Annotated in this window: 18 protein-coding genes; 12 read left to right on the forward strand and 6 right to left on the reverse strand. The window is 44.9% G+C overall.

Annotated features, from left to right (window positions below; translation table 11 throughout):
- Positions 1-13 precede the first annotated feature (13 nt).
- From NBH14_RS09255 to NBH14_RS09270, 4 genes are read left to right on the forward strand one after another with little or no spacing between them, the layout of a single operon-like run.
- Positions 14-1,462, forward strand: a complete 1,449-nt coding sequence (locus NBH14_RS09255; protein ID WP_186959367.1) for an SGNH/GDSL hydrolase family protein — start codon at positions 14-16, stop codon at positions 1,460-1,462.
- Positions 1,434-2,825, forward strand: coding sequence for a GDSL-type esterase/lipase family protein (locus NBH14_RS09260; protein ID WP_186959366.1), 1,392 nt, complete (start codon positions 1,434-1,436; stop codon positions 2,823-2,825). Before NBH14_RS09255 ends, NBH14_RS09260 begins: the two co-directional genes overlap by 29 nt.
- On the forward strand, positions 2,815-4,344 hold the full coding sequence (locus tag NBH14_RS09265) for an MBOAT family O-acyltransferase (protein ID WP_186959365.1): 1,530 nt from the start codon (positions 2,815-2,817) through the stop codon (positions 4,342-4,344). The genes NBH14_RS09260 and NBH14_RS09265 overlap by 11 nt, the downstream gene beginning before the upstream one ends.
- Before the next feature lie 21 nt (positions 4,345-4,365).
- Positions 4,366-5,982 carry an energy transducer TonB gene (locus tag NBH14_RS09270; RefSeq protein ID WP_186959364.1) on the forward strand — a complete coding sequence of 539 codons (1,617 nt, stop codon included), beginning with the start codon at positions 4,366-4,368 and terminating at the stop codon, positions 5,980-5,982.
- Between the two features lie 2 nt (positions 5,983-5,984).
- Here the strand turns inward: NBH14_RS09270 and NBH14_RS09275 are convergent, their stop codons facing one another.
- The 4 genes from NBH14_RS09275 to NBH14_RS09290 form a co-directional block, all read right to left on the reverse strand.
- Complete coding sequence (locus NBH14_RS09275) at positions 5,985-6,521, reverse strand: GNAT family N-acetyltransferase (protein WP_186959363.1); 537 nt, start codon at positions 6,519-6,521, stop codon at positions 5,985-5,987.
- The gene (locus NBH14_RS09280; protein WP_186959362.1) at positions 6,514-6,678 is read right to left on the reverse strand and encodes a hypothetical protein; all 165 of its coding nucleotides are present in this window, start codon (positions 6,676-6,678) and stop codon (positions 6,514-6,516) included. The genes NBH14_RS09275 and NBH14_RS09280 overlap by 8 nt, the downstream gene beginning before the upstream one ends.
- 88 nt (positions 6,679-6,766) lie before the next feature.
- Positions 6,767-8,047 carry a mechanosensitive ion channel family protein gene (locus NBH14_RS09285; RefSeq protein WP_186959361.1) on the reverse strand — a complete coding sequence of 427 codons (1,281 nt, stop codon included), beginning with the start codon at positions 8,045-8,047 and terminating at the stop codon, positions 6,767-6,769.
- A gap of 63 nt (positions 8,048-8,110) precedes the next feature.
- A complete protein-coding gene (locus NBH14_RS09290) occupies positions 8,111-9,280 on the reverse strand; it encodes a mechanosensitive ion channel family protein (RefSeq protein ID WP_186959360.1) in 1,170 nt (389 codons plus the stop codon).
- A gap of 158 nt (positions 9,281-9,438) precedes the next feature.
- On the opposite strand from NBH14_RS09290, the gene NBH14_RS09295 reads away from it, so the two are divergent.
- The 8 genes from NBH14_RS09295 to NBH14_RS09330 all read left to right on the forward strand — a co-directional run bounded on the left by NBH14_RS09295 (position 9,439) and on the right by NBH14_RS09330 (position 20,529).
- Positions 9,439-12,303: a M16 family metallopeptidase gene (locus tag NBH14_RS09295; protein ID WP_186959386.1), complete on the forward strand. Its 2,865-nt coding sequence runs from the start codon at positions 9,439-9,441 to the stop codon at positions 12,301-12,303.
- Positions 12,303-12,758 carry a DUF4268 domain-containing protein gene (locus NBH14_RS09300; RefSeq protein WP_007656906.1) on the forward strand — a complete coding sequence of 152 codons (456 nt, stop codon included), beginning with the start codon at positions 12,303-12,305 and terminating at the stop codon, positions 12,756-12,758. Before NBH14_RS09295 ends, NBH14_RS09300 begins: the two co-directional genes overlap by 1 nt.
- A gap of 4 nt (positions 12,759-12,762) precedes the next feature.
- The gene (locus NBH14_RS09305; protein WP_186959359.1) at positions 12,763-15,318 is read left to right on the forward strand and encodes a M1 family metallopeptidase; all 2,556 of its coding nucleotides are present in this window, start codon (positions 12,763-12,765) and stop codon (positions 15,316-15,318) included.
- 276 nt (positions 15,319-15,594) lie between these two features.
- On the forward strand, positions 15,595-16,446 hold the full coding sequence (gene hisG / locus NBH14_RS09310; RefSeq protein WP_007656904.1) for an ATP phosphoribosyltransferase: 852 nt from the start codon (positions 15,595-15,597) through the stop codon (positions 16,444-16,446).
- 240 nt (positions 16,447-16,686) lie between these two features.
- Positions 16,687-17,967 carry a histidinol dehydrogenase gene (gene hisD / locus NBH14_RS09315; protein ID WP_186959358.1) on the forward strand — a complete coding sequence of 427 codons (1,281 nt, stop codon included), beginning with the start codon at positions 16,687-16,689 and terminating at the stop codon, positions 17,965-17,967.
- Complete coding sequence (gene hisC, locus NBH14_RS09320) at positions 17,964-18,995, forward strand: histidinol-phosphate transaminase (RefSeq protein ID WP_186959357.1); 1,032 nt, start codon at positions 17,964-17,966, stop codon at positions 18,993-18,995. The genes hisD and hisC overlap by 4 nt, the downstream gene beginning before the upstream one ends.
- A gap of 2 nt (positions 18,996-18,997) precedes the next feature.
- Positions 18,998-20,125: a bifunctional histidinol-phosphatase/imidazoleglycerol-phosphate dehydratase HisB gene (gene hisB, locus NBH14_RS09325; protein WP_186959356.1), complete on the forward strand. Its 1,128-nt coding sequence runs from the start codon at positions 18,998-19,000 to the stop codon at positions 20,123-20,125.
- Positions 20,122-20,529 (forward strand): lipocalin-like domain-containing protein, encoded by a 408-nt coding sequence (locus NBH14_RS09330; protein ID WP_250817363.1) that lies wholly within the window; start codon positions 20,122-20,124, stop codon positions 20,527-20,529. The genes hisB and NBH14_RS09330 overlap by 4 nt, the downstream gene beginning before the upstream one ends.
- A 78-nt stretch (positions 20,530-20,607) precedes the next feature.
- Here NBH14_RS09330 and ybaK read toward each other — a convergent pair whose 3' ends face one another.
- Complete coding sequence (ybaK, locus tag NBH14_RS09335) at positions 20,608-21,096, reverse strand: Cys-tRNA(Pro) deacylase (protein WP_186959355.1); 489 nt, start codon at positions 21,094-21,096, stop codon at positions 20,608-20,610.
- A 1-nt stretch (position 21,097) separates the two neighbouring features.
- Positions 21,098-23,224, reverse strand: coding sequence for a Tex family protein (locus NBH14_RS09340; protein ID WP_186959354.1), 2,127 nt, complete (start codon positions 23,222-23,224; stop codon positions 21,098-21,100).
- Positions 23,225-23,234 lie beyond the last annotated feature (10 nt).

Raw genomic sequence — 23,234 nt, forward strand, 5'->3', positions numbered from 1 at the left:
TAAGAATGAGTAAATGAATAAGGAAGATAATTTCGGCAGGTTGCTGGTGCTGTTACTTATAACGCTTTGCATCTGCCTGGGACTATATTATCTGCCGGACAACATGTTCGGCCAGAAAATAAAAAAGGTTGACTTACTTTCGGATTTACGGGTGAAAACGCAATCGTTGTCGATGGACTCGCTGCGTAAACAGCTCGAACAACCGGATACGTTGGAAATAGATTCAGTAGCATTGCGCGATTCGATTATCCGTTCGACGGGGATTGATTCGGCGGCATTGGCGTTACGCGATTCCCTGTATAATATAATGTACTCTGTTCAGGGGGCGGATTCGCTCGGTACGCATATCGAAGATTATTCGGTAGGCCATATCGGGTTGAAGCGTTTCTTTACTGCCCTGAAGAACCGGGAGACAATGAACCGGCCGGTGCGTGTCGCTTTTCTGGGTGACTCGTTTATTGAGGGGGATATTGTCGTTGCTGACCTGCGTTCAGCCTTGCAGAAAGAGTTTGGCGGGCGCGGAGTAGGGTTTGTTCCTATTACTTCCGTGGCTGCACAGTTCCGTCCGACTATCGAACAGCGCTCGGAAGGATGGCATACCTGGTCGATGCTGACCGACCATGAACATGGGTATACGCTTTCCGGAATGATGTTTGAACCGAAAGGTGAAAAGGTGTCCGTATCTGTCAAGACAACAAACCGTTATCCGGAGTTGCAATCGGCTTCTTCGCTGAAATTCCTGTATGAACAGAATGCCCGAACCCGGATGAAACTGCATTATAACAATCTGCCGGATACAATCAATGAGTTATTGCCTGTCGTTTCGAAAATAACACAATATGAGCGGAAAGGGACATTTACAGAAGCGACTTTCTCTTTTACGGAGACGGAAGGTTTCCGTGCGTTGGGTGTCGCCTTGGAGGATAATTCCGGTGTTGTCGTTGATAATTACTCCCTGCGTGGTAATTCCGGTATGATATTGAACCGCTTGGATAGTTCGCTTTGCCGGAATCTGACCGAAGTCCGGTCATACGACCTGATTATTCTTCAGTATGGCTTGAATGTGGTAAGCGACAGCGTTTTACATTACGGCTGGTATAGCAAACGCATGGAAGAAGCGGTTCGCCATGTACAGGTCTGTTTCCCGGAAGCGGATATCTTGCTGTTAGGTGTTTCAGACCGTAGCCATCAGGAAGAGGGTGAGTTTGAAACGATGCCTGCCGTGCTTGCCCTGCTTCATACACAAAGGCAGATTGCCCGTAAAACAGGTATTCCGTTCTGGAATACGTTCGGTGCGATGGGAGGCGAGAACAGCATGGTCCGTTATGTTGAGAATAATTGGGCAAGCAAAGATTATACACACCTGAGTTTCAGAGGCGGGCGCGAAATAGCGACGGCTCTTTTTAATGCATTATTATTGGAAAAGGAGTTTTATGATGAAGCAGACAAAGTGGTTAATTAATTTGTCGGTTTTGTTGGCATTGCTCGCGATTACCGTAGGGGCGAAGAATCTTTCGCCTTCCCGCTCATCGTTTCAGGATGCGGGGGATGCGTCGCCTGATACGTTGACTGCGGCGGATACGATTGCCTTGCCTTTCGCTTCTTATCTTATGGGAGCTGTTGTCGACTCGATTCAGTTGCCAGCCTCCGACAGTTGCGTAAATGAATACGCTCCGTTGCATCATTTCTTTGCTGCTCTCGATTCTTTGCGTGCGGGAAAAGATACGGTTATCACGATTGTGCAGCTGGGCGATTCGCATATACAGGCAGGACATTATAGCGGGCGCATGATGCGTCTCCTTCAACAGCAGTTCGGCAATGCCGGGCGTGGCTGGATTGCTCCCTTCAAACTGAGTAAGACGAACGAACCGGACGATTATTTCATTTCATCCGTAGCGAAGGAATGGATTGCCGGACGTTGTATCCAGAACAACCGGAAATGTCCGATTGGACCGGGTGGTATCGGTATCCAGTCCGCGTCGCCATCCATCAATTTCGATATCAGCATAGCACCTAATAACGGTGCCGGATATTCTTTTAACCAGGCAGTCATTTACCGTGGGGAGAAGTCCATGCCGATGCTACCGGCCGGAAAAATGAAAGATTCTGTCAAGGCGGTGCTAAGTTCGGCTCCGTGTGCGCCGGGAGTGATTGCCGATACGTTCCGCATCTCTTGTCTCATTGACACGTTGCAGCTGCACAGTACGCGAAGGAAACAGGGGACGGATAACCTGCTTCCGGCTTCTTCTTTTAAGAACCTTTATTATGGTTTCAATCTGACCAATGGGCAACCGGGTATTTTGTATCATTCGATAGGTGTGAACGGTGCCATGTATGTAAATTATACAGACGAGAACTATGTCCGCCAGTTGGCTTTGCTGAATCCGTCGCTGTTGATTATCTCTTTAGGAACGAACGAGACTTTCGGCCGGCGCTTTACCCGTAATGAATTTGCCGGGCAGATTGAAGATTTTATATCCTTAGTGAAAAAACAAATGCCGCATACGGCAATCTTGCTGACAACTCCTCCAGAATGTTATAAACGGGTGTATGTGAACAAGAAACGTACGTATGTGCGCAATGAAAATACAGAACGTGCAGCAAAGGCGATTGTCGAAGTGGCACGTCGCGAAGGTCTGGCATGCTGGGATTTGTTTGCTTCGACAGGAGGGAAGAACTCTTCTGCCAGATGGCGCAAGACCGGTTTAATGGGAAGAGACCGTGTTCATTTTACGAAAGAAGGCTATCAGGAGCAAGGCATTTTATTGTATCGTGCCCTGATGCAAACCTATAACCGATATATAGCAGATAACGATGTTCGATAATATAGATTTATCCAAGCTGGGAGAGGTGCTCACCTATCAACACCTGTCGCCGATACTGTTCAGTAGCGGGCTGTTCTTTTTCCTGTTTATAGGATTCCTGATTATTTATATGTCACTCAGGAAACATTTGCTGCCCCGTATTATATATGTAACGCTGTTTTCTATCTATTTTTATTATAAGAGTAGCGGATTTTGGTTTTTCCTGCTGTTATTTACTGCCACGTCAGACTTTTGTATTGCGCAGGGAATATTCCATACTACAACCCAATGGAAACGTAAACTGTGGGTCGTTCTTAGTTTATGTATAAACCTCGGGATGCTGGGATATTTTAAGTATTTCAATTTCCTGTTGGAGATTATCGCTTCGGTAACAAGGGAGTTTGGTTATCAGTTTGGAAATACGGCCATGCAAAGCGTTACGTATCAGCCGATGGATATATTTCTGCCGGTCGGTATTTCTTTTTTCACTTTCCAGACAATCAGTTATGTCATTGATGTGTACCGGGGGAAGATTACGCCGCTGACACGTTGGATAGATTATGTGTTTTATGTATCGTTTTTTCCGCAGTTGGTGGCAGGGCCTATCGTCCGTGCCCGAGACTTTATTCCGCAAATCTATAAAGAACCGACCGTCACCCGTTCTGAATTTGGCGAAGGATTGTTCCTGGTACTCTGTGGTTTGTTTAAGAAAACGGTGATTTCCGATTATATCAGCCTGAACTTTGTAGACCGTATTTTTGATGCGCCTTTGCTTTATACCGGTGTGGAAAACCTGCTGGGCGTTTATGGTTATGCTTTGCAGATTTATTGCGACTTTTCCGGTTATTCGGATATGGCGATTGGTATTGCTTTGCTTTTAGGTTTCCGGTTTAATGTAAACTTCGATTCGCCTTACCAGTCGGCAACCATTACCGAATTCTGGCGGCGCTGGCATATATCTCTGTCTTCATGGTTGAAAGATTATCTGTATATTTCGCTGGGTGGGAACCGGAAAGGGAAAATCCGTACGTATATAAACCTGCTGATTACAATGTTGCTGGGGGGGCTCTGGCATGGCGCTTCGATGAGTTTTATCATTTGGGGAGCCATTCATGGAGTGGCGTTGGCGATTCATAAGTTTATAATGGGCCGGTTCAGCAGTTTCAAGCAACTGGGGTCTGAAATGAAGCCCTGGCGCAGGGTTTTGGGCATATTGATTACGTTTCACTTGGTTTGTTTCGGATGGATATTCTTCCGTGCCGATTCGATACAAACGGTGAAGGAGATGCTTTCGCAAATCTTTACAAACTTCCATCCGGAAGTATTCACACAATTTGTAATGGGATATAAAGGTGTTTTTATCCTGATGGTGATTGGTTATGTGCTTCACTTCATGCCTAAGTCGGCTGAGAATGCGGTGCAGGGAGTCGTAACCCGTTCTCCTTTGTTGGTGCAGGCTGTTATTCTGGCGGTTATGATTTTTGTTGTAGTGCAGTTCAAGAGTGCCGGTGTGCAGCCGTTTATCTATTTCCAATTCTGATGTAAAGCAAATGTATATAGTATGAAAGTTAGCCTGTTGCAATTTTTGCTTTTGTCTGTTTTCCTGCTGGGGAGCATGGATGCGAAAGCACAACTGAATAATAATCTGACAGCAGATGAACTGCGTATAAAGCAGGAAGTGAAACCTTTTCTGGATAGCTTGATTATTGAGGAACCGAAGATTACCGATAAAGATATTTCCCTGTTCCGCCTGGAAGCTGTTTTTCCGGTAAAATCATTTACCCGTTTCGGTACGAATGAGGGTGAATTTACAGCCTTTACGCCTGATAATCCCAAAAGTCAGGGTCTTGTAAGCGAGCCGATTCCTTTGCTGGGTGGTGCCCGAATCAGCCTTATCTATTCTTTTATAGATGATTACAAGAGCAATGTCCCTATTGCGTGGAAGTATCGTTTCGAGAGTATCAGGGAGAAAGATGCTTCAGGAGAAGAAATGGTTCGCCAGTCTTTGTATCTCCATGTTTTGAACGATTTGCGGTTTTCCAGGATAAAAGTCGGATTGATGGAGGTTGTGATGTTGCCTCCTGATAATGAGGGGAAAAATATCAATAACTTGCCATCGTTGGGATATCGTTCCATGAGTTTCAGCCGGATGGAGGACAATCAGTATATGTTGACGTATTTGTTGCGCAGCAGTGAAGGGGTTTATAGTCCTATCCTTCGTTCTGAAGGTTCTGACCGTACTTTCCCGGAATACACAGGTGGTTCGGCAGCACAGTTCTGGTTTATCCGGCAGAATATGCAATATCCCGAGAAGGCCGCCGAAGAGGAGGTGAGTGGGACAGTCCTTGTTTCCTGCACGGTAGAGCCGGATGGCTCGGTTACCGAACCGCATATCTTTTTAGGTTCGGAGCCGTTGCTGAATGATGAAGCGATTCGCCTGGTTGCCCTGACAAGCGGAAAATGGATACCCGCTACCCGTAACGGAGAGAATATCGCAGATGAAAAGGTAATCCCTGTCACATTCAGGCTTGATGATGACATGCTGAAAACAATCCAAGTGGCGAAGAAACCGGGTAAGAAATTGCCGGTTAAGACTTATCTGTTCTTTTTCGCATTAGCAGTCATATTGATTTTCTACCTGCGAAACAAATTCCTTAAAAAAGACAGACGTCCTGACCCGGCTTTGCGCCCGAATGTCTCCGTCAGTAATGACAAAATGGTGATTGTTGCAGGAGTTGATGAAACACAAATGGCTTTAATGTTGCGTACGTTTACGGAAATATATAATACCCGCAGTTACGATGCTATTATCCGGATGCATACGATGAGTAACCAGGTATTTGCCCTGACTTTTCCATATGACATAAGCTGGGATATTTTTCTGGAATTGCTTGACCATCTGATATATTTTGACGAAAGTGAGCATAAAGCACAAACCAGGGCATGGCTTACTTTGCCGGAACAATGCAAACCGGTCGCAGGCGAACATGCCATGTTCTTCATCAAAGAGGATGATAAGGACTTTGACCCTGTCCGGCTCACTACTCAGCATAACCATGGCTGGAAAGTCGATTATGAAACCGAACAGTTAGTAGCAACGGAGGTCCTGGAAGAATATGTTAACCCCCCGTTTGCTTATTATGAGGTGATACAAAAGAATTTTGTCGAATTTGATTGAGTTTATTTCTCTTTAAGGTCGTAAAAAAGCAGGCGTGTATGTTCATCTTTATCCTCTTCTTCCAAAGGAATAAAGCCGTTCCTTATGTAAAAGGGGATAGCTTCACGATAAGCATCTACGGTAAGAAAGCGACAGCCTGTTTTATTCGTTATGAGGAATAGATTTTTGATAAAGTTCAATAATCCTGTTCCAATCCCGAAACCTTTACAGTCTTCCGAAACTCCCAAACGACATATTTTTACGGCCGGGTAGCTTTTGAGTCTTTTATCATTAACAAATCGACGTTTTCGAAAACGATTAAACTCGGCTGTTTTTTCGAAATCAGTCAGGGATATGCGGTCATTAGCTAGGCTAAAATAGGCTAAGACATTATTTTTGTCTTCATAAATATAAGTTACTGCAAGTAATGCATTACTATACAGAGGTGCTTCATTAAACAGAAAGTCATTCAAATCTGCATCTCCGCAGTTGAATGACTTTATTGTTTCTTTCTCCTTTAGTTTTCTTAAAACTTTACCGGAGTTAATTTCGCTATTCATTACAATCGAATTTAGAAATACTTTTAAAGTACTCATAATCCTTCTTTCTGCGTTCCAGTTCCTTTGAGGATACTTTCCGCGGATGCTTCATCAATTCTTCGAAACGACGGGCATCTTTACCGTATAAAATCGGTGTTTCTTTAATAGGTCTGGCCATATTTTTTCTATTTATAAGGTTTATGGGCCAAAGATAATTATAATTTCGTTATTGATGAATCTTTAGCGATTGTTTTTCAATATTACTTTTATATCAGATTCGTTGTTGATTCTATCCTCAAATGACGTAAGTCTGAGCCTGATACGCCCTGGAACACCTGTAAACCGAATTCCGGAATGACAGCCAGGATATGGTCGAACACATCGGCCTGGATGTCTTCATATGGAATCCAGTCTGTGGTGGATGCGAAGAAGTATAGCTCCATGGGAATACCCTGTTCTGTCGGTTGCAGCTGGCGAACCATGCAGGTCATGTTCTGGCTTACATTGGGATTGCTCTTCAGATAATTTACCAGATAAGCGCGGAAGACACCTATATTTGTCTGGCGTCGTCCGTTTACCCAGATAGAAGCGTCGATGCTGTGTTCTTTATTATAAGTCTCCAGTTCTTCCTGTTTCGTATCGATATAATCGGTGAGTAATGATATTTTTCGGAATTTCGCCAACATCTCCGGTGTACAGAAATGTACGCTGTTCATGTCGATATTGATGGAACGCTTCACACGGCGCCCTCCCGATTCTTTCATCCCCCGCCAGTTCTGGAAAGAATCGCTGACCAGTGCATAAGGCGGTATGGTGGTAATTGTGTTGTCGAAATTGCGAACTTTAATAGCATTCAGCGTCACTTCGATCACTGTTCCGTCAGCCCCGTATTTTGACATCGTTATCCAGTCGCCCGGACGTAGCATATCATTGGCTGATAGCTGAATACCGGCCACAAAGCCAAGTATCGTATCCTTGAACACCAGCATTAGGATGGCGGCCGAAGCACCCAGTCCGGCAAATAACGTAGCGGGCGATTTACCGATCAGGATACTGATAATGATTATTCCACCGACAAAGAACACAATCACCTGAATGATTTGTACAAATCCTTTCAACGGTTTGTTCTTCATCGATTCTTTCCGGTTGTATATCTCTAATAATAAGTTCAGTGAAGCGTTGATGAATCGCAGTACAACGGCCACAATGTAAACACTGCATACCATCTGAAGAACACCGAGCAAAGTAGGCATTTCCTCTTTGGGTAGTGCCAGCGGAAGCATGATATAAACCAGGATCGCGGGGATCAGGTGCATCAGCTTATTGATGATCTTCCGTTCTACGATCAGGTCGTCCCACTGGTTTTTGGTTTTTTGGGCAAAACGCTTAAATAATTCGAGGAAGATATAGCGGCAAGTGTAATCGATACCGACGGTTATTGCTATTAGAAGCAGTAAGACGACCAGGTTGTCCCAAATATTTGCCGAATCGTGTACTAATCCCCATTTAATCAGGTAACTGTTGATCCATTGTTGTAATTCACTCATATATTTGTATTTAAAGTTGTGAACACAAATGTAGGGAAAAAATCATTGCTGCCCAAGCTTACATTAATCAGAGTATTGATACACTTTCAGTTCAAACAGAGGAATCATCGCAAAGAAATGATCGAATATATCCGACTGGATGCGTTCGTATTCTTTCCATACTTTATTGCGGGAAAAGAAATAGATCTGGATAGGCACACCGTATTCTGTCGATTGCAACTGGCTGATGATCAGGTCGAGGTCGGTGTTTACAACCGGCAGACTGGTCAGGTAACGCTCTACATAGACACGAAACATCTGCGAGTTAGTCGGTGTCACACCTTTGTCCGGCTGATAGTCGGCCAGCAGGGGAATCTCTTTCCGCATATTATCCAACATTTCAGGTGTACAGAATTTGATTGTATTCAGGTCGAGAAAGATGGATTTCATGACACGCCGTCCGCCCGATTCAACCATTCCCCGCCAGTTCTGGAAAGAGTTGTTGACCAGTGTATAGGGTGGAATAGTGGAGATTGTATTGTCGAAGTTCTGTATTTTAACGGTGTTCAAAGTAATTTCCTGTACAATCCCGTTTGCGTTGGACCCCGGAACTGTAATCCAGTCACCTGGGCGTAACATATCATTGGCTGATAACTGTATGCCCGCTACGAATCCGAGTATCGTATCTTTGAATACTAACATCAGGATGGCGGCCGAAGCACCCAGTCCGGCAAACAATGTGGCTGGTGATTTGTTGACAAGAATGGCAATAATCACAATCCCTCCAATGAAGAAAGCCAGCACCTGAAGTACCTGTACGAATCCTTTTATCGAACGGTTCTTACTGACCTCCCTATGATTATATATATCCATTGCCACCAGGATAAATCCGTTGATGGCCAGCAACAGAACAAATACAATATAAACGGCGCAAACTTTTTGCGAAATCAACAACAATTCTTTTCCCCGGATAAAAGCCATCGGCAATAAAGTATAGACCAAAATTCCGGGAATGGCATGCACCAGATTATGTATAACTCTCCTCTTAATCAACAAAGTATCCCAGAAATAATGACTTTTCTCCGATAACTTCCGTACACTGCCGACAAAAATGTACTGACATAAGTAATCGACTCCTACAGCTACCGCGATCAGTAGTACGGCAATAATCATTTCATCGAATGTATTTGCGATTTTCGCATCCACGCCCCAGCCGACGAGGATTTTGTTCATCCAGCTACCTAAATTTACCATGTTGTTATCTCTCTTTTATAATGATAACATTTACAACTGCATTTGGTTTAAATAATAAAAAAGTCTAATCAACCCCTGATAACAAAAAGGAATCCGGTATCTTTGTAGACCATAATATAAAGATGTATGGTAATATATCCATGAAAACATTAGTTCTGATGATGTTATTTGCAAGTTGTTCGAATCTGTTTGCGGCTCAGAATACAAAAGCGCTGAAAGTAAAAGAATATAAACTAAAAAACGGATTGACAGTCTGGCTGAATGAAGACCATAGCCAGCCGAAAGTATTCGGTGCCGTTGTCGTAAAGGCAGGAGCGAAGGATTGTCCGGATACCGGAATTGCCCATTATTTTGAACATATGATGTTCAAAGGAACCGACAAAATCGGAACTGTCGATTACGATGCGGAGAAAACGTTGCTGGATTCTATCGCGCTGAAATATGACGAACTGGCGGCCACAGAAGATGAAGCGGTTCGCTCCCAGATACAGAAAGAGATAAACGAATTAAGTATCCGTTCTTCCGACTATGTAATTCCCAATGAGTTCAACCGTTTGATTTCCAAATATGGCGGTTCGGGTTTGAATGCCGCAACGTCTTATGATGCAACAATCTATTTCAATACCTTTTCCCCGCAATATATGTCCCAGTGGGCGGAAATCAACAGCGAACGCCTGCTGAATCCGGTCTTCCGCCTGTTCCAGAGCGAACTGGAAACTGTTTATGAAGAGAAAAATATGTATGGTGATTTCATCGGTGGGCCTGTTATGGATCGGTTGCTTGCCCGTTATTTTGCCCCGCATCCGTATGCTTATCCGATAATCGGCAGTACGAAGAACTTGAAGAACCCACGCCTGACAGAGATGCGGAAGTTCTTTGAAGAATATTATGTGGCCTCCAACATGGGGCTGATATTAAGTGGGGATTTTGATACGGAGGCTGTATTGCCGGTTCTGGAAAAAACTTTTTCCCGTATCCGTCCGGGAGAAGCTCCCAAACACGATATTGTGGCTCTTCCGCCGTTTAAAGGAAAGGAGAAAATGAAAATAAAATTCCCTGTACCTCTTGTGAAAGCGATGGGAATGGGGTTCCGTGGCGTTCCGGCCAATCATGAAGACCAGGTGGCGTTGGCTGTGGCGGTTAATATGCTGAACAATGCGAACGGAACCGGTTTTCTGGATAAACTGATGGTAGACCGGAAGATTATGGCGTCTATGGCTATGAATGAAAGTATGAATGAAGCCGGGATACTGGCCGTTGCTGTTATCCCCAAGCTGATGTTCCAGACTTATGGCGGGGCCGAAAAACTGGTTTGGAAAGAAATCAACCGGGTGAAAGAAGGAGATTTCAGTGACGAGATATTCAATAGCCTGAAGCAGGAGCAACGCCGCCAATATGCCTCTAATCTGGAGAATATAGATTCGCGTGCCCGGATTATGATGTCTTTGTATTCGCAAGGTAAAAGCTGGGAGGATTATTTGCAGGAGGTTTCCGGTATTGATGCTTTGACAAAGGAAGACGTAGTCCGTGTGGCCCGTAAATATTTCAGTGAAAACTATTTATGTGTAACAAAGACGACAGGCAAATATCCGAAGGATAATTTGGCGAAACCGGATTTCAGTCCGATTGTACCCAAAAACTCGGAAGCCTCTTCCGAATATGCTAAACAGTTGGAACAACTGCCGGTACAAGAAGTGAAGCCGCGTTTCATTGATTTTCAGAAAGATGTAGAAACGGTGAGCCTGACTCCGTTAGCCACTTTATATGCAACGGCAAATCCTGTTACGGATATATTTACCCTTAACCTGGTTTATCAGGTTGGAACGTTGGAGCAACCCAAACTGATGCATCTGGCTAATTACCTCCAGTTTTTGGGAACGGACTCTCTGTCGTTCCATGAATTCCGTACGCGGTTGCAGGTCCTGGGCAGTACGATTTCTTTCGATGCCACTGACAAGCAGTTTTTCATGCGGATTACCGGTTTCGACAAACATTTTAAGGAAACGGTTCAGCTGGCCGGCGATTTTATCAGGCACGTGAAAGCAGATGATAAACAAATCCGTCAGGTAATAAATGATGCGAAAGTCACCGAGAAGGCTTTCTTCGAATCGAGTGATAACATCGCAAATGCGTTGCTCGAGAAAGTGAAATATGGCGAACAATCCCGGTTTCTTACTAAGTTATCCCTCTCTGAAGTCAAGAAACTGAAAGGTAAGGAACTTTTGGATGCTTTTGTCCAGGTTCGTCAAACGGAATGCGATTTGCTTTATTGCGGAACATTACCTGTCGCCCAGGTCAGGGAAGAGATAGAAGCCTCCCTTCCGTTGAAAGAGATAACCGTATCGGTTAATGCTCCCTATCATCGGGATGCAAAGAAATATGACAAGCCGACCGTTTACTTTATGGATATGCCGACAGCCTCGCAGAGTATTGTTTACGGCTATGCAAAAGGAGAGGTGACAGACGATGCATGGTCGCGCCATGCCGCCCGGTTATTCTCCGTTTATTTCGGAGGCGATATGTCATCGCTGATGTTTCAGGAAATAAGGGAATTTCGTTCGCTGGCTTACCGGGTGAGCGGCCGGTATATATTGCCGCCTCATAAATTGGAAGGAAAAGCCGGTGAGTTTGTCACCATGCTTTCCACACAAAGCGACAAGACGCTGGATGCTTTGGGGATAATGAATTCCCTGATTCACGAAATGCCGGAGAAAGAGGAAAGGATTTCTACCGTAAAGCAATCTATCGTTAACCAGGTCAATAATGATTTTCCTTCCTTCCGGGAAGTACCGGAAAAGGTTGCCGGTTTTCGAAGGAATGGCTTTGACTGCGACCCGAGCGAAGCTTTATTGTCGGGTATCTCGGATATGGATATGAAAGATATTATCCGTTTTTACCGGCATAATGTCCGCTTGAAACCGGTTGTTTATGTCATTGTAGGCAATTCCCGGCGTATCGATATGAAGCAACTGGAAACCTATGGCAATGTGATAAGATTGAGAAAGAAAGATATATATAAATAATGTATAGTAAAGACGAATTAAAGAACCTGAAACTGGAGTTTTGGGAGAGTTTCGCCGCTTATTGTGAAGTGCAGCCTTATTTGCGGGGGCGTAAAAAGATGTGGACTTTGTATGATACCAAAGTGAAAGGAGTAGAATTGAAGTTCGATATCAGCCGCAACGGTGCTTATGTGATTCTTGAAGTGAATCACCGGAGTGAAGAGCTTCGGCTTGAAATGTACGAACGCCTGACCTGGTATAAGGAAATGCTGGAACAGGACTTTCCCGGAGGTCTGACCTGGGATATTTGTTTTGTAAGGGATACGGGGAAAGAAGTAGCTCGTATTTATACCGCCAGGGAAGGACTAGACTTTCACCGCCGGCAAGATTGGGGAGAGTTCTTTACTTTTATGGCATCGCAGATGTATCTGTTGGAACGTAACTTTATGTCGATAGCTGAATATTTGAGAGAGTAAAAAGATGGCACATTCAAATCATATGATTTATCAAGTGGCTGGCATTGCGGCGGTAAGTCTGCTGACAGCCTGTTCGACGCAACAGCAAGATGTTAACTTGCAGGAAGTTGGAGTCAGCCATGAATTGGCCCGTTTCAGAAAAGAACATTTCGGGCAGGTCAGATATAACCTGTTTTTCTCCATTCCTGAATCCAGGCAGGAGCCGGTCAGGGGTAAGGCTGTTATACAACTGTCGCTGAAAGAAAAACTGCCGCTTATTATTGATTTCAGGGGAGATGCTTCACAGGTCGCTTCTGTCTTGCTGAATGGTGGGGAAGTGCCTTATGAGGTAAAAAATGAACATATCATCATCCCGGCAGAACGGAGCGTCGTCGGAGAGAATAAAGTATCCATAGAATTTACTCCTGCCGACCAGTCTTTGAACAGGAGGGACGAGTTCCTTTATACTTTGCTGGTTCCTGACCGGGCGCGGACTGCATTTCCCTGTTTCGACCAGCCGGATATGAAGTCGTTATTTACGCTGACGCTGGAAGTTCCCGAAGCATGGCAAGCCGTTACAAACGGTGCCATAGAGAAAACGGATATCCTATCCGTTCCCGGACGCAAGTTGATTTCATTCAGGGAAACAGAACCGCTGAGTACTTATTTGTTCGCCTTTACTGCCGGAAAATTTATCCGCGAAACATACACCCGGGATGGAAGGGAAATCTCCTTGTACCACAGGGAAACAGACCCGAAGAAAGTCGCCCAATGTCCCGAAATCGCATCGGAAGTCTTTGACGCTTTAACATGGCTGGAAGATTATACCGCCATTCCGTATCCTTTTGCCAAGTATGATTTGATCATCCTTCCCGGTTTCCAGTTCGGGGGAATGGAGCACACCGGGGCAACGTTCTATACCGACCGTCGTATGTTCCTGAATGAGAACCCGACATTGAACGAGCAGTTGAGCCGCAGTGCCCTGATTGCTCACGAAACAGCCCATATGTGGTTTGGCGACTATGTGACCATGCAATGGTTTGACGATGTCTGGACGAAGGAGGTGTTTGCCAATTATTTTGCTTCGCAGATTGTCGAACCGCTATATCCGGGTGTAAACCATGCTTTGAATTTCATGCAGGATTATATTCCTCCCGCTTATGCGGAAGACCGTACTGCCGGAGCAAATCCAATCAAACAGGAACTGGATAATCTTCGTAATGCCGGCCTGGTCTACGGTAACATCATCTATGATAAATCTCCCGTCGTCCTGGAAATGCTGATTAAAAAGATGGGTAAGGAATCTTTCCGGAAAGGCATTCAGGAATATCTGAAAACATATGCCTACGGAAATGCTTCTTGGGAGGGCCTGATTGGTATTCTGGATACATATACGGATGACGATTTGTCCGGCTGGAGCCATATCTGGGTAAATGAAAAAGGCATGCCTGAAATTGCCGCTTCCATTGTCGGCGATAGCTTGGTCGTTTCGCAGAAAGACCCTTTCGGCAGAGGGTTGAACTGGCCGCAGGACCTCACTTATCTGATTGTTCCCAAAACAGGGGAACCGGAAGAAGTTTCAGTTTCTTTCGGGAGAAATTCAAATTCCATCCGGGAGAAATTGAAAACGGTCCCGGAAGAGGGGAGTTTCATTATTCCGAATACGGATGGAAAAGGGTATGGCTTTTTCCGGTTGAACGAAGCGGATGCCAAGGCTTGTGCCGCCTATCTTCCGGTTTGTGAAAATGAATTGCTGAGAGGTTCTCTGTTAATCACATTGTATGAAAATCTGTTGAACCGGACGATTTCGCCCGAATCATATATGGAGGCTATGTTGAACTATCTGCCGGAAGAAGATAATTCGTTGTTATTCTCGGCCGCTTTAGGGTATATCGGTAATTGTCAGCGTTTATTTCCGGTGGATGCTGCCCCTCTGGAAAAAACATTAGGACAGATTGTGGCGACCTCTTCCGTTCCTCAACATTGTTTGCAGGCGTTCCGCTCGTATCGTTCCATCGCAGAATCGCCGGAAGCAATCGCCGCATTATATGACTTATGGAAGAAGCAGCAAGCTCCCGCCGGCTGTTCGTTAAGTGAAAACGATTATATCAGCTTATCTTATACGTTGGCTCTTCATTTGCCGGAGCAGGCGGATGAGATTATAAACAGCCAGCAATCGCGTATAACTAATCCTGACCGGAAACGGGAGTATGCCTTTATTTCTCCTTCCGTCTCACCGCATAAAGAAGTGCGCGACAGTGTTTTTGCCTCTTTACTGGTGGCTGAAAACCGCCGGGTAGAACCCTGGGCATCTGCTGCTTTGGCGAATCTGAATCATCCGTCACGGCAGAAAGAAGCGGTAGCCTATATCCGTCCGGCACTGGAAGCGATGCAGGAAGTGCAGCGGACAGGAGATATATTTTTCCCGACAGCCTGGGTTCGTGCCTTGCTGTCAGGCCATATGTCGCCGGAAGCAAGGGCAGAGGTTGATGCTTTTTTTGCCTCTCACCCGGATTATCCGCAGATGCTGGCAAACAAAATACGGCAACAGGCGAATCATTTATATATAATTGAACACTAAGCATAAAACAGTCGTGTAGAAAAAAAGTGTGCGTACCTGCTAATCTTTTGATAGTTTTATTTGCATTTTCAATTATTATTGTAACTTTGTGGCATCAATAAAATAACAAATGAGAAGAAAAGTATCACATCATCATCATCATCATTACAACGGGCAGTAGTTCGGTGGGCTGATTGGTGTGTAGATACGCATAATATAATTAGATAAGGCTTGCCGTTATACGGTAAGCCTTATTTTGTTTTCGGAAAGCATATAATTATTAAAACAAAAATAAACATGTTACGAATTGCAGTACAATCAAAAGGTCGTTTATACGATGAAACAATGTTATTATTGGAAGAAGCAGGTATCAAACTGAACAGAGGAAAGCGCATTTTGCTGTTATCGGCAAAAGGGTTTCCGGTAGAAGTTCTGTTCCTGCGTGATGATGATATTCCTCAGTCTGTCGCCAATGGCGTTGCCGATATAGGTATTGTCGGTGAGAATGAATACGTTGAAAAAGGGGGAGAAGCACGTTTGGTTAAACGACTGGGATTCAGTAAGTGCCGTTTGTCACTGGCTATTCCTAAAGATGAAGACTACAAGGGCGTGGAATGGTTTGAAGGCAAAACAATCGCTACATCTTATCCCGGTATCCTGAATACTTATCTGAAAGAAAAAGGTGTAAAAGCCGATATGCATGTCATCAGCGGTTCTGTTGAAATAGCTCCGGGTATTGGTTTGGCAGATGCAATTTTCGATATTGTCAGTTCCGGCAGCACGCTGGTCAGCAACCGCCTGAAAGAGGTGGAAGTGGTTATGCAAAGCGAAGCGCTTCTGATTGCGAACAACAATTTGTCGGAAGAAAAGCTGGCGATACTTGATGAACTGTTATTCCGTTTCGAAGCTATCCAGGTCGCTGAAGGCAAGAAATATGTATTGCTGAACGCACCGAAAGATAAGTTGGATGAAATCATAGAAGTATTACCCGGTATGAAGAGTCCGACGGTGACGCCTTTGGCTAACGGCGATTGGGTATCCGTCCAGTCTGTCATAGCCGAGAAACATTTCTGGGAAATTATAGGTAAACTGAAATCACTCGGGGCCGAAGGTATCCTCGTTATCCCGATTGAGAAAATGATACTTTAATGTCGAGTCAGTTTCCTACTGAGGAAACTCCGGTTTCCCAGGCAGGAAACTACAGTTCCCTCAGCAGGAAATTCGCGTTCCCTCGGTAGGAAACTACAGTTTCCTGAGCATGGAATTACGAGGAAACTGTAATTGGCTGGCAATTAATAAATAAGGTCTTTTTCGTTCGTTCCTGATAATTTGTATTTCACATGGCTATCGATGTCTCATTTTTGACAATAATATAAACAAAACAACAATATGGAAGTAATTAAATATCCCTCAAAAGCAGACTGGCCTTCTTTGGTGAAACGTCCGGCTTTGGATGTTACGACTTTGTTCGATACGGTCCGGACTGTATTGAATGAAGTGCGTAGCGAAGGGGATGCCGCCGTTAAGCGTTACGAAGAGAAGTTTGACAAGGTCACGCTATCCGGTCTTCAGGTGTCGGAAGAAGAAATAAAAGAAGCTCGCGAACTTGTTTCCGAAGATTTAAAACAAGCTATTCGCATAGCAAAGGCAAATATTGAGAAGTTTCATGCCTCCCAGCGTTTTATCGGACAAAAGGTGGAGACGACCTCCGGAGTAACCTGCTGGCAGAAAGCAGTTGCCATAGAAAAGGTCGGCCTGTATATCCCGGGAGGAACGGCCCCTTTGTTCTCAACCGTATTAATGTTGGCGGTTCCTGCACATATCGCCGGATGTAAGGAGATTGTACTATGTACTCCTCCGAACCGGGAAGGAAAAGTGCATCCGGCCATCCTGTTTGCCGCAGAAACGGCAGGTGTCAGCAAGATATTCAAAGCCGGAGGAATACAGGCCATCGCAGCCATGGCATACGGCACGGAATCTGTCCCCAAAGTCTATAAGATATTCGGCCCCGGAAATCAGTACGTGACAGCAGCCAAACAGCTTGTCAGCCTGAAAGACGTTGCCATCGACATGCCCGCAGGCCCTTCCGAAGTGGAAGTCATTGCCGACGGAACAACAAATCCGGACTTTATTGCCGCCGATTTCCTTTCACAGGCAGAGCATGGAGCAGATAGCCAGGCTATGCTGGTTACATCGGCAGAAAGTATCGTATCTCCTGTAGTCGATGCCATCCAACAGCAATTATCTGAACTGTCCCGTAAGGATATTACTGCAAAAGCATTGGAACATAGTCGTATAATCGTCCTGAAAGACGAACCCGAAGTAATTGCTTTCACGAATATGTATGCCCCGGAACATCTGATTATACAAACGGAGAACTACGCTCATATCGCTGAACAGATAGAGAATGCGGGAAGTGTCTTTATGGGACCCTACACTCCTGAAAGTGCCGGCGATTATGCTTCGGGCACGAATCATACGCTTCCGACCAATGGCTATGCCAAGGCTTACAGCGGTGTAAACCTGGACAGCTTTATCAAAAAGATAACCTTCCAGGAAATCACTGCTGAAGGTATTAAGAATTTAGGCGGCACAATCCAGACGATGGCCGGTAACGAGCAACTGGATGCACACCGCAATGCAGTAACAATAAGATTGAAAACAATATGATGGATTTAAAAGACCTGGTAAGACCTAATATTTGGGCGTTGAAACCCTATTCCTCTGCAAGAGACGAGTTTCACGGAAGTGCATCTGTTTTCCTGGATGCAAATGAGAATCCTTATAACGAGCCTTATAACCGTTATCCCGACCCCTTACAGTGGGAGTTGAAAGAACGGATTGCCGAACTGAAAGATGTAGACCGTAATTCCATCTTTCTGGGCAATGGCAGCGATGAGCCGATAGACCTTGTTATCCGTGCTTTCTGCGACCCGGGAATTGATACGATTGTCAGTATCGCCCCTTCTTACGGTATGTATGAAGTAGCTTCCAACGTTAACAACGTGGATTTCAGGAAAGTGACTTTAACTCCTGATTTCGAACTGGATGCGGAAGCATTACTGGAAGAAGTGGACGAATGGGTAAAAGTAATCTTTCTTTGCTCGCCGAACAACCCGACGGGAAACAGCCTGAACCGGGATGAAATATATAAGATACTGAAGAACTTTGAAGGAATAGTCGTACTCGACGAAGCCTATATCGACTTCTCGGCAGAACCTTCTTTCCTTCCCGAACTGAAGAAATTCCCGAATCTGATAGTTCTGCAAACATTATCCAAAGCATGGGGAGCCGCAGGCCTCCGGTTGGGCATGGCTTTTGCTTCTCCGGAAATTATTGCGATACTGAACAAGATTAAGTATCCTTACAACGTCAATGTGCTTACACAGAAACAGGCGTTGGACTTGTTGAATAATGAAGGCCAGATGTTGGAACAGTTGCGCCGTATCATGTCCGAACGTATCCGGTTGCAGGCTGCTTTGCCGGAACTGCCGATTGTCCATAAAATGTATCCGACCGATGCAAACTTTATCCTGGTAAATGTGGGTAAAGCTGATTCCGTATATAATAAACTGGTGAAGAAAGGCGTTATTGTACGTAACCGGAATAATGTGACATTGTGTAACGGCTGTCTGCGTATCACTGTCGGCACACCGGAAGAAAACGATGCCTTATTGAAGGCTTTAAAAAGTTTGTAAGCATGAAAAGAGCTCTCTTTATCGATAGAGACGGAACATTGGTGATAGAACCTCCTGTTGATTACCAGCTGGATAGCCTGGAGAAACTGGAGTTCTATCCTAAAGTATTCCGCAATTTATACTTCATACGTAAACAGCTTGATTTTGAGTTTGTCATGGTGACGAACCAGGACGGATTGGGTACCTCTTCTTTTCCGGAAGATACATTCTGGCCGGCCCATAACAAGATGCTGAAGACATTGGAAGGCGAGGAGATTGTCTTTGATGACATGCTGATCGACCGCTCTTTCCCGGAGGATAATTCTCCCAACCGCAAACCGCGTACCGGAATGCTGGGTAAATATCTGGCCGGTGAGTACGATCTGGCAAACAGTTACGTGATAGGAGACCGCCTGACAGATATGGAACTGGCTGCAAACCTGGGTGCAAAAGGCATATGGCTGCGTCCTTCGAATGAAGAGGCAGACAGGTTGCTGGTCGGGAATCCTTCTCTTTCCCCTGTACTTATTACGGATGATTGGGATAAAATTACCGAATATCTTTTTGCCGGCGAACGCCGTGCCGTTGTGCAGCGCACCACCAAGGAGACGGATATTTACGTAGAAGTAAATCTGGATGGAAACGGAAAGACAGCGGTTTCGACCGGATTAGGCTTTTTTGACCATATGCTGGACCAGATAGGAAAACATTCCGGTATGGATTTGGTTATACGTGTAAAGGGTGACCTCGACGTTGACGAGCATCATACAATTGAAGATACGGCGATTGCCCTGGGTGAAGCCTTGCTGAAAGCCTTAGGCGACAAGCGCGGCATCGAACGGTATGGCTATTCTTTGCCGATGGACGATTGCCTGTGCAGTGTGGCTCTCGACTTCGGCGGACGTCCCTGGCTGGTCTGGGATGCCGAGTTCCATCGTGAAATGGTTGGCGACATGCCGACGGAGATGTTTCTTCATTTCTTTAAAAGCCTGAGTGATGCCGCCCGCATGAACCTGAATATTAGGGCGGAAGGGACGAATGAGCATCACAAGATAGAAGGTATTTTCAAGGCTTTGGCACGTTCTGTAAAAATGGCTATACGCCGTGATATTTATAAATATGAATTACCGAGTACAAAAGGTTTGTTATGATAAATAAAATGAAATACTGGATGATAGCCGCTGTCACAATTTTGATGGCTGCATGTAGTAATGATACGGAGCATAAGTTGGAAGGCAAATGGCAATTACAGCAAGTGGAAGCTAATGGCGATGTGATACAGGCTGATACGGTATTTTATAATTTCCAGAATATTTTATTTATGTATCAGGTGTACATCCCGGCTGAAGACGATTATGCTTTGCAATATGGCTTCAATACGATAAAGGATGAAGACCAGTTGGAATTGGAATTGACTGAAGACGCAGGCTTGGTAGATTTCTTGTCTTATACCGACTGGAAGTCTAAAACACGTACATTCTCTATAGAGAAACTGAGCGGAAAGCAACTGATTTTAAATAGCGAAGGGAAAAGGTATATATTCCGGAAATTCTAAATTATAGAAATACAGTTTACCTAAATAAAAAGAGAATGCTGGCTTTTCCTGCATTCTCTTTTTTATTTAGCTTTATCATCACAGCTCTTTCTCCGCAATCAAATCTGCAATTTCGGCCCTCACTTCACGAATTAAATCATCCGGAGCTATCTGAACCTGCAATCCTCGTTGTCCGGCACTGATATATATAGTATCATATTGTCCGGCAGACTGATGGATATAGGTCGGGAAATGTTTCTTCATTCCGATAGGGGAACATCCTCCCCGGATATACCCGGTTAAAGGCAATAATTCTTTCACCGGGATCATCTCACATTTTTTGTTGCCCGACACTTTGGCTGCCTTTTTCAAATCCACTTCATCGGCTCCGGGGATAACACAGACAAAATATCCGCTTTTATCTCCGTGAAGGATTAACGTTTTGAATACCTGTTCTACGTTTTCTCCTAATTGCTCTGCCACATGGGTGGCACTTAAATCATTTTCATCGACTTCATAGGGAACCAGCTGATAGGCTATTTTAGCTTTATCCAACAGCCTGGCCACATTTGTTTTGTTTATTTTCATATCACAATCCTTTCATAGATAACTGAACCCGTTTACGGACCAGGTCTACACTCAAAACTTTCACTTTAACATGCTGATGGATAGAAACCACCTGTGTCGGGTCGCTGATAAAACGGTCGGCAAGTTCCGAGATATGAACCAATCCGTTCTCTTTTATACCAACATCTACAAAGCAACCGAAGTTCGTAATATTGGTCACAATTCCCGGTAAGACTAGCCCTTCTTTCAGATCTTCTATCGTTTTAACGGTAGGGTCGAAAGAAAAGACCTGGATAGCCTGGCGCGGGTCACGACCGGGTTTATCCAATTCTTCCATGATGTCAAGCAGAGTCGGCATACCGACTTTCTCTGTAATATATTTTTTAAGGTCGAGCTTCTTCTTTAATTCTTTATTGGTAATCAGCTCTTCAATGGTACATTTTAAGTCCTTGGCCATTTGTTCCACAATCGGATAACTTTCCGGGTGAACGGCGGAATTGTCCAAAGGTGTATTGCCACCTTGTATGCGAAGGAATCCGGCACTTTGTTCAAACGCTTTTTCACCCATACGCGGCACCTTTAACAGTTCACGTCTGGATTGGAAAGGCCCATGTTCGGCTCGGTAGTCAACAATATTCTGTGCCAGTGTCGGTCCTAAACCGGAGATATAAGTCAGCAGGTGCTTACTGGCCGTATTCACATTGACTCCCACCATATTTACGCAACTCTCCACAGTCTGGTCCAGGCTTTTCTTTAAAGCACTCTGGTCGACATCATGTTGATACTGGCCGACTCCGATGCTTTTGGGATCGATTTTAACCAGTTCTGCCAGTGGGTCCATCAACCGGCGTCCGATACTGACGGCTCCCCGTACGGTCACATCATATTCAGGAAACTCATCCCGGGCAATCTTTGAGGCAGAATAGATGGAAGCTCCGTTCTCACTGACAACGAACACCTGTACTTTCCGGTCATAACGGATATTGGTAATGAACTGTTCCGTTTCGCGGCTTGCAGTTCCGTTGCCGATAGCGATAGCATCGATGGCATAAGTCGACACCAATTGAGAGACTTTAGCTGCGGCTTTGCTCTTTTCATTCTGCGGCGGATGCGGATAGACGGCTTCGTTATGAAGCAGATTACCCTGGGCATCCAGGCAGACTAATTTACATCCGGTACGATATCCGGGGTCGACACCTAACACTCGCTTTTGTCCTAACGGCGGTGCCAGTAAAAGCTGCCGCAAGTTCTCTGCAAAAACACGGATGGCCTCTTCGTCGGCTTTCGTTTTGCTCAGGTTGGCATATTCCGTTTCTATGGAAGGCTTCAGCAGACGTTTGAAAGAGTCGTCTACCGCATTGGCTACCTGATCGGAAACTTCGCTGTTCCCTTTTACGAACCGTCTTTTCAAACGGTCGAGTGTAGTATCGACATCGGGTGATATGCTGACTCTGAGGATACCTTCCGCTTCTCCGCGGCGGAGGGCCAGCAAACGATGGGAACTGCATCGGTTCAGCGGTTCACTGAAATCGAAATAGTCCCGGTATTTGGCTCCTTCTTCCTCTTTTCCTTTAATAACTTTAGAAGAAATAATCCCTGTATGGGCAAAAGAATTACGCACGGCGTTACGTGCCCCTTCATTTTCGTTCACCCATTCAGCGATAATATCTCGTGCCCCTTGCAAGGCTTCTGTTGCATTCTTTACTTCTCCTTTGATAAAACTCTTCACCCGGGCCAGCAAATCCGGTTCGTTTTGTATCATGATAATTTTGGCAAGCGGTTCCAGCCCTTTTTTACGTGCAATCTCAGCCTTGGTTACCCGTTTGGGTTTGTAGGGCAGATAAAGGTCTTCTATCTCGGTGCTATCCCAGGAATCTTCGATTCGTTTCTTGAGTTCAGAGGTTAGTTTCCCTTGTTCTTCGATAGAACTTAATATGGTATCTTTTCGTTTTTTGAGTTCAGTCAGCTTATCCAGTTGGTCTTTGATATTCCCGATCTGGACTTCATCCAGTCCTCCGGTAACTTCTTTCCGGTAACGGCTGATAAAAGGAATGGTCGCCCCTTCATTAAGCAACCCGATCGTTCTTTCGACTTGTCCGGCCGGAATGTTTAAAGAGTGGGAGATAAGTGAATGGAATAATGTTGTCATAATTCTTTCA

It is taken from the genome of Parabacteroides caecihominis (genome assembly GCF_023656785.1).
In the GTDB taxonomy this organism is placed as follows: domain Bacteria; phylum Bacteroidota; class Bacteroidia; order Bacteroidales; family Tannerellaceae; genus Parabacteroides; species Parabacteroides segnis.

What these genes read in the sequence shown, in the direction of transcription:
- hisB (WP_186959356.1), top strand. Translation starts at nt 18,998, where the DNA reads ATGAAAAGAGCTCTCTTTATCGATAGAGACGGAACATTGGTGATAGAA.
- NBH14_RS09270 (WP_186959364.1), top strand. Translation starts at nt 4,366, where the DNA reads ATGAAAGTTAGCCTGTTGCAATTTTTGCTTTTGTCTGTTTTCCTGCTG.
- hisC (WP_186959357.1), top strand. Translation starts at nt 17,964, where the DNA reads ATGATGGATTTAAAAGACCTGGTAAGACCTAATATTTGGGCGTTGAAA.
- NBH14_RS09255 (WP_186959367.1), top strand. Translation starts at nt 14, where the DNA reads ATGAATAAGGAAGATAATTTCGGCAGGTTGCTGGTGCTGTTACTTATA.
- NBH14_RS09290 (WP_186959360.1), bottom strand. Translation starts at nt 9,280, where the DNA reads ATGGTAAATTTAGGTAGCTGGATGAACAAAATCCTCGTCGGCTGGGGC.
- hisG (WP_007656904.1), top strand. Translation starts at nt 15,595, where the DNA reads ATGTTACGAATTGCAGTACAATCAAAAGGTCGTTTATACGATGAAACA.
- NBH14_RS09280 (WP_186959362.1), bottom strand. Translation starts at nt 6,678, where the DNA reads ATGGCCAGACCTATTAAAGAAACACCGATTTTATACGGTAAAGATGCC.
- NBH14_RS09295 (WP_186959386.1), top strand. Translation starts at nt 9,439, where the DNA reads ATGATGTTATTTGCAAGTTGTTCGAATCTGTTTGCGGCTCAGAATACA.
- NBH14_RS09330 (WP_250817363.1), top strand. Translation starts at nt 20,122, where the DNA reads ATGATAAATAAAATGAAATACTGGATGATAGCCGCTGTCACAATTTTG.
- NBH14_RS09275 (WP_186959363.1), bottom strand. Translation starts at nt 6,521, where the DNA reads ATGAATAGCGAAATTAACTCCGGTAAAGTTTTAAGAAAACTAAAGGAG.
- hisD (WP_186959358.1), top strand. Translation starts at nt 16,687, where the DNA reads ATGGAAGTAATTAAATATCCCTCAAAAGCAGACTGGCCTTCTTTGGTG.
- NBH14_RS09305 (WP_186959359.1), top strand. Translation starts at nt 12,763, where the DNA reads ATGGCACATTCAAATCATATGATTTATCAAGTGGCTGGCATTGCGGCG.
- NBH14_RS09265 (WP_186959365.1), top strand. Translation starts at nt 2,815, where the DNA reads ATGTTCGATAATATAGATTTATCCAAGCTGGGAGAGGTGCTCACCTAT.
- NBH14_RS09340 (WP_186959354.1), bottom strand. Translation starts at nt 23,224, where the DNA reads ATGACAACATTATTCCATTCACTTATCTCCCACTCTTTAAACATTCCG.
- NBH14_RS09260 (WP_186959366.1), top strand. Translation starts at nt 1,434, where the DNA reads ATGATGAAGCAGACAAAGTGGTTAATTAATTTGTCGGTTTTGTTGGCA.
- NBH14_RS09300 (WP_007656906.1), top strand. Translation starts at nt 12,303, where the DNA reads ATGTATAGTAAAGACGAATTAAAGAACCTGAAACTGGAGTTTTGGGAG.
- ybaK (WP_186959355.1), bottom strand. Translation starts at nt 21,096, where the DNA reads ATGAAAATAAACAAAACAAATGTGGCCAGGCTGTTGGATAAAGCTAAA.
- NBH14_RS09285 (WP_186959361.1), bottom strand. Translation starts at nt 8,047, where the DNA reads ATGAGTGAATTACAACAATGGATCAACAGTTACCTGATTAAATGGGGA.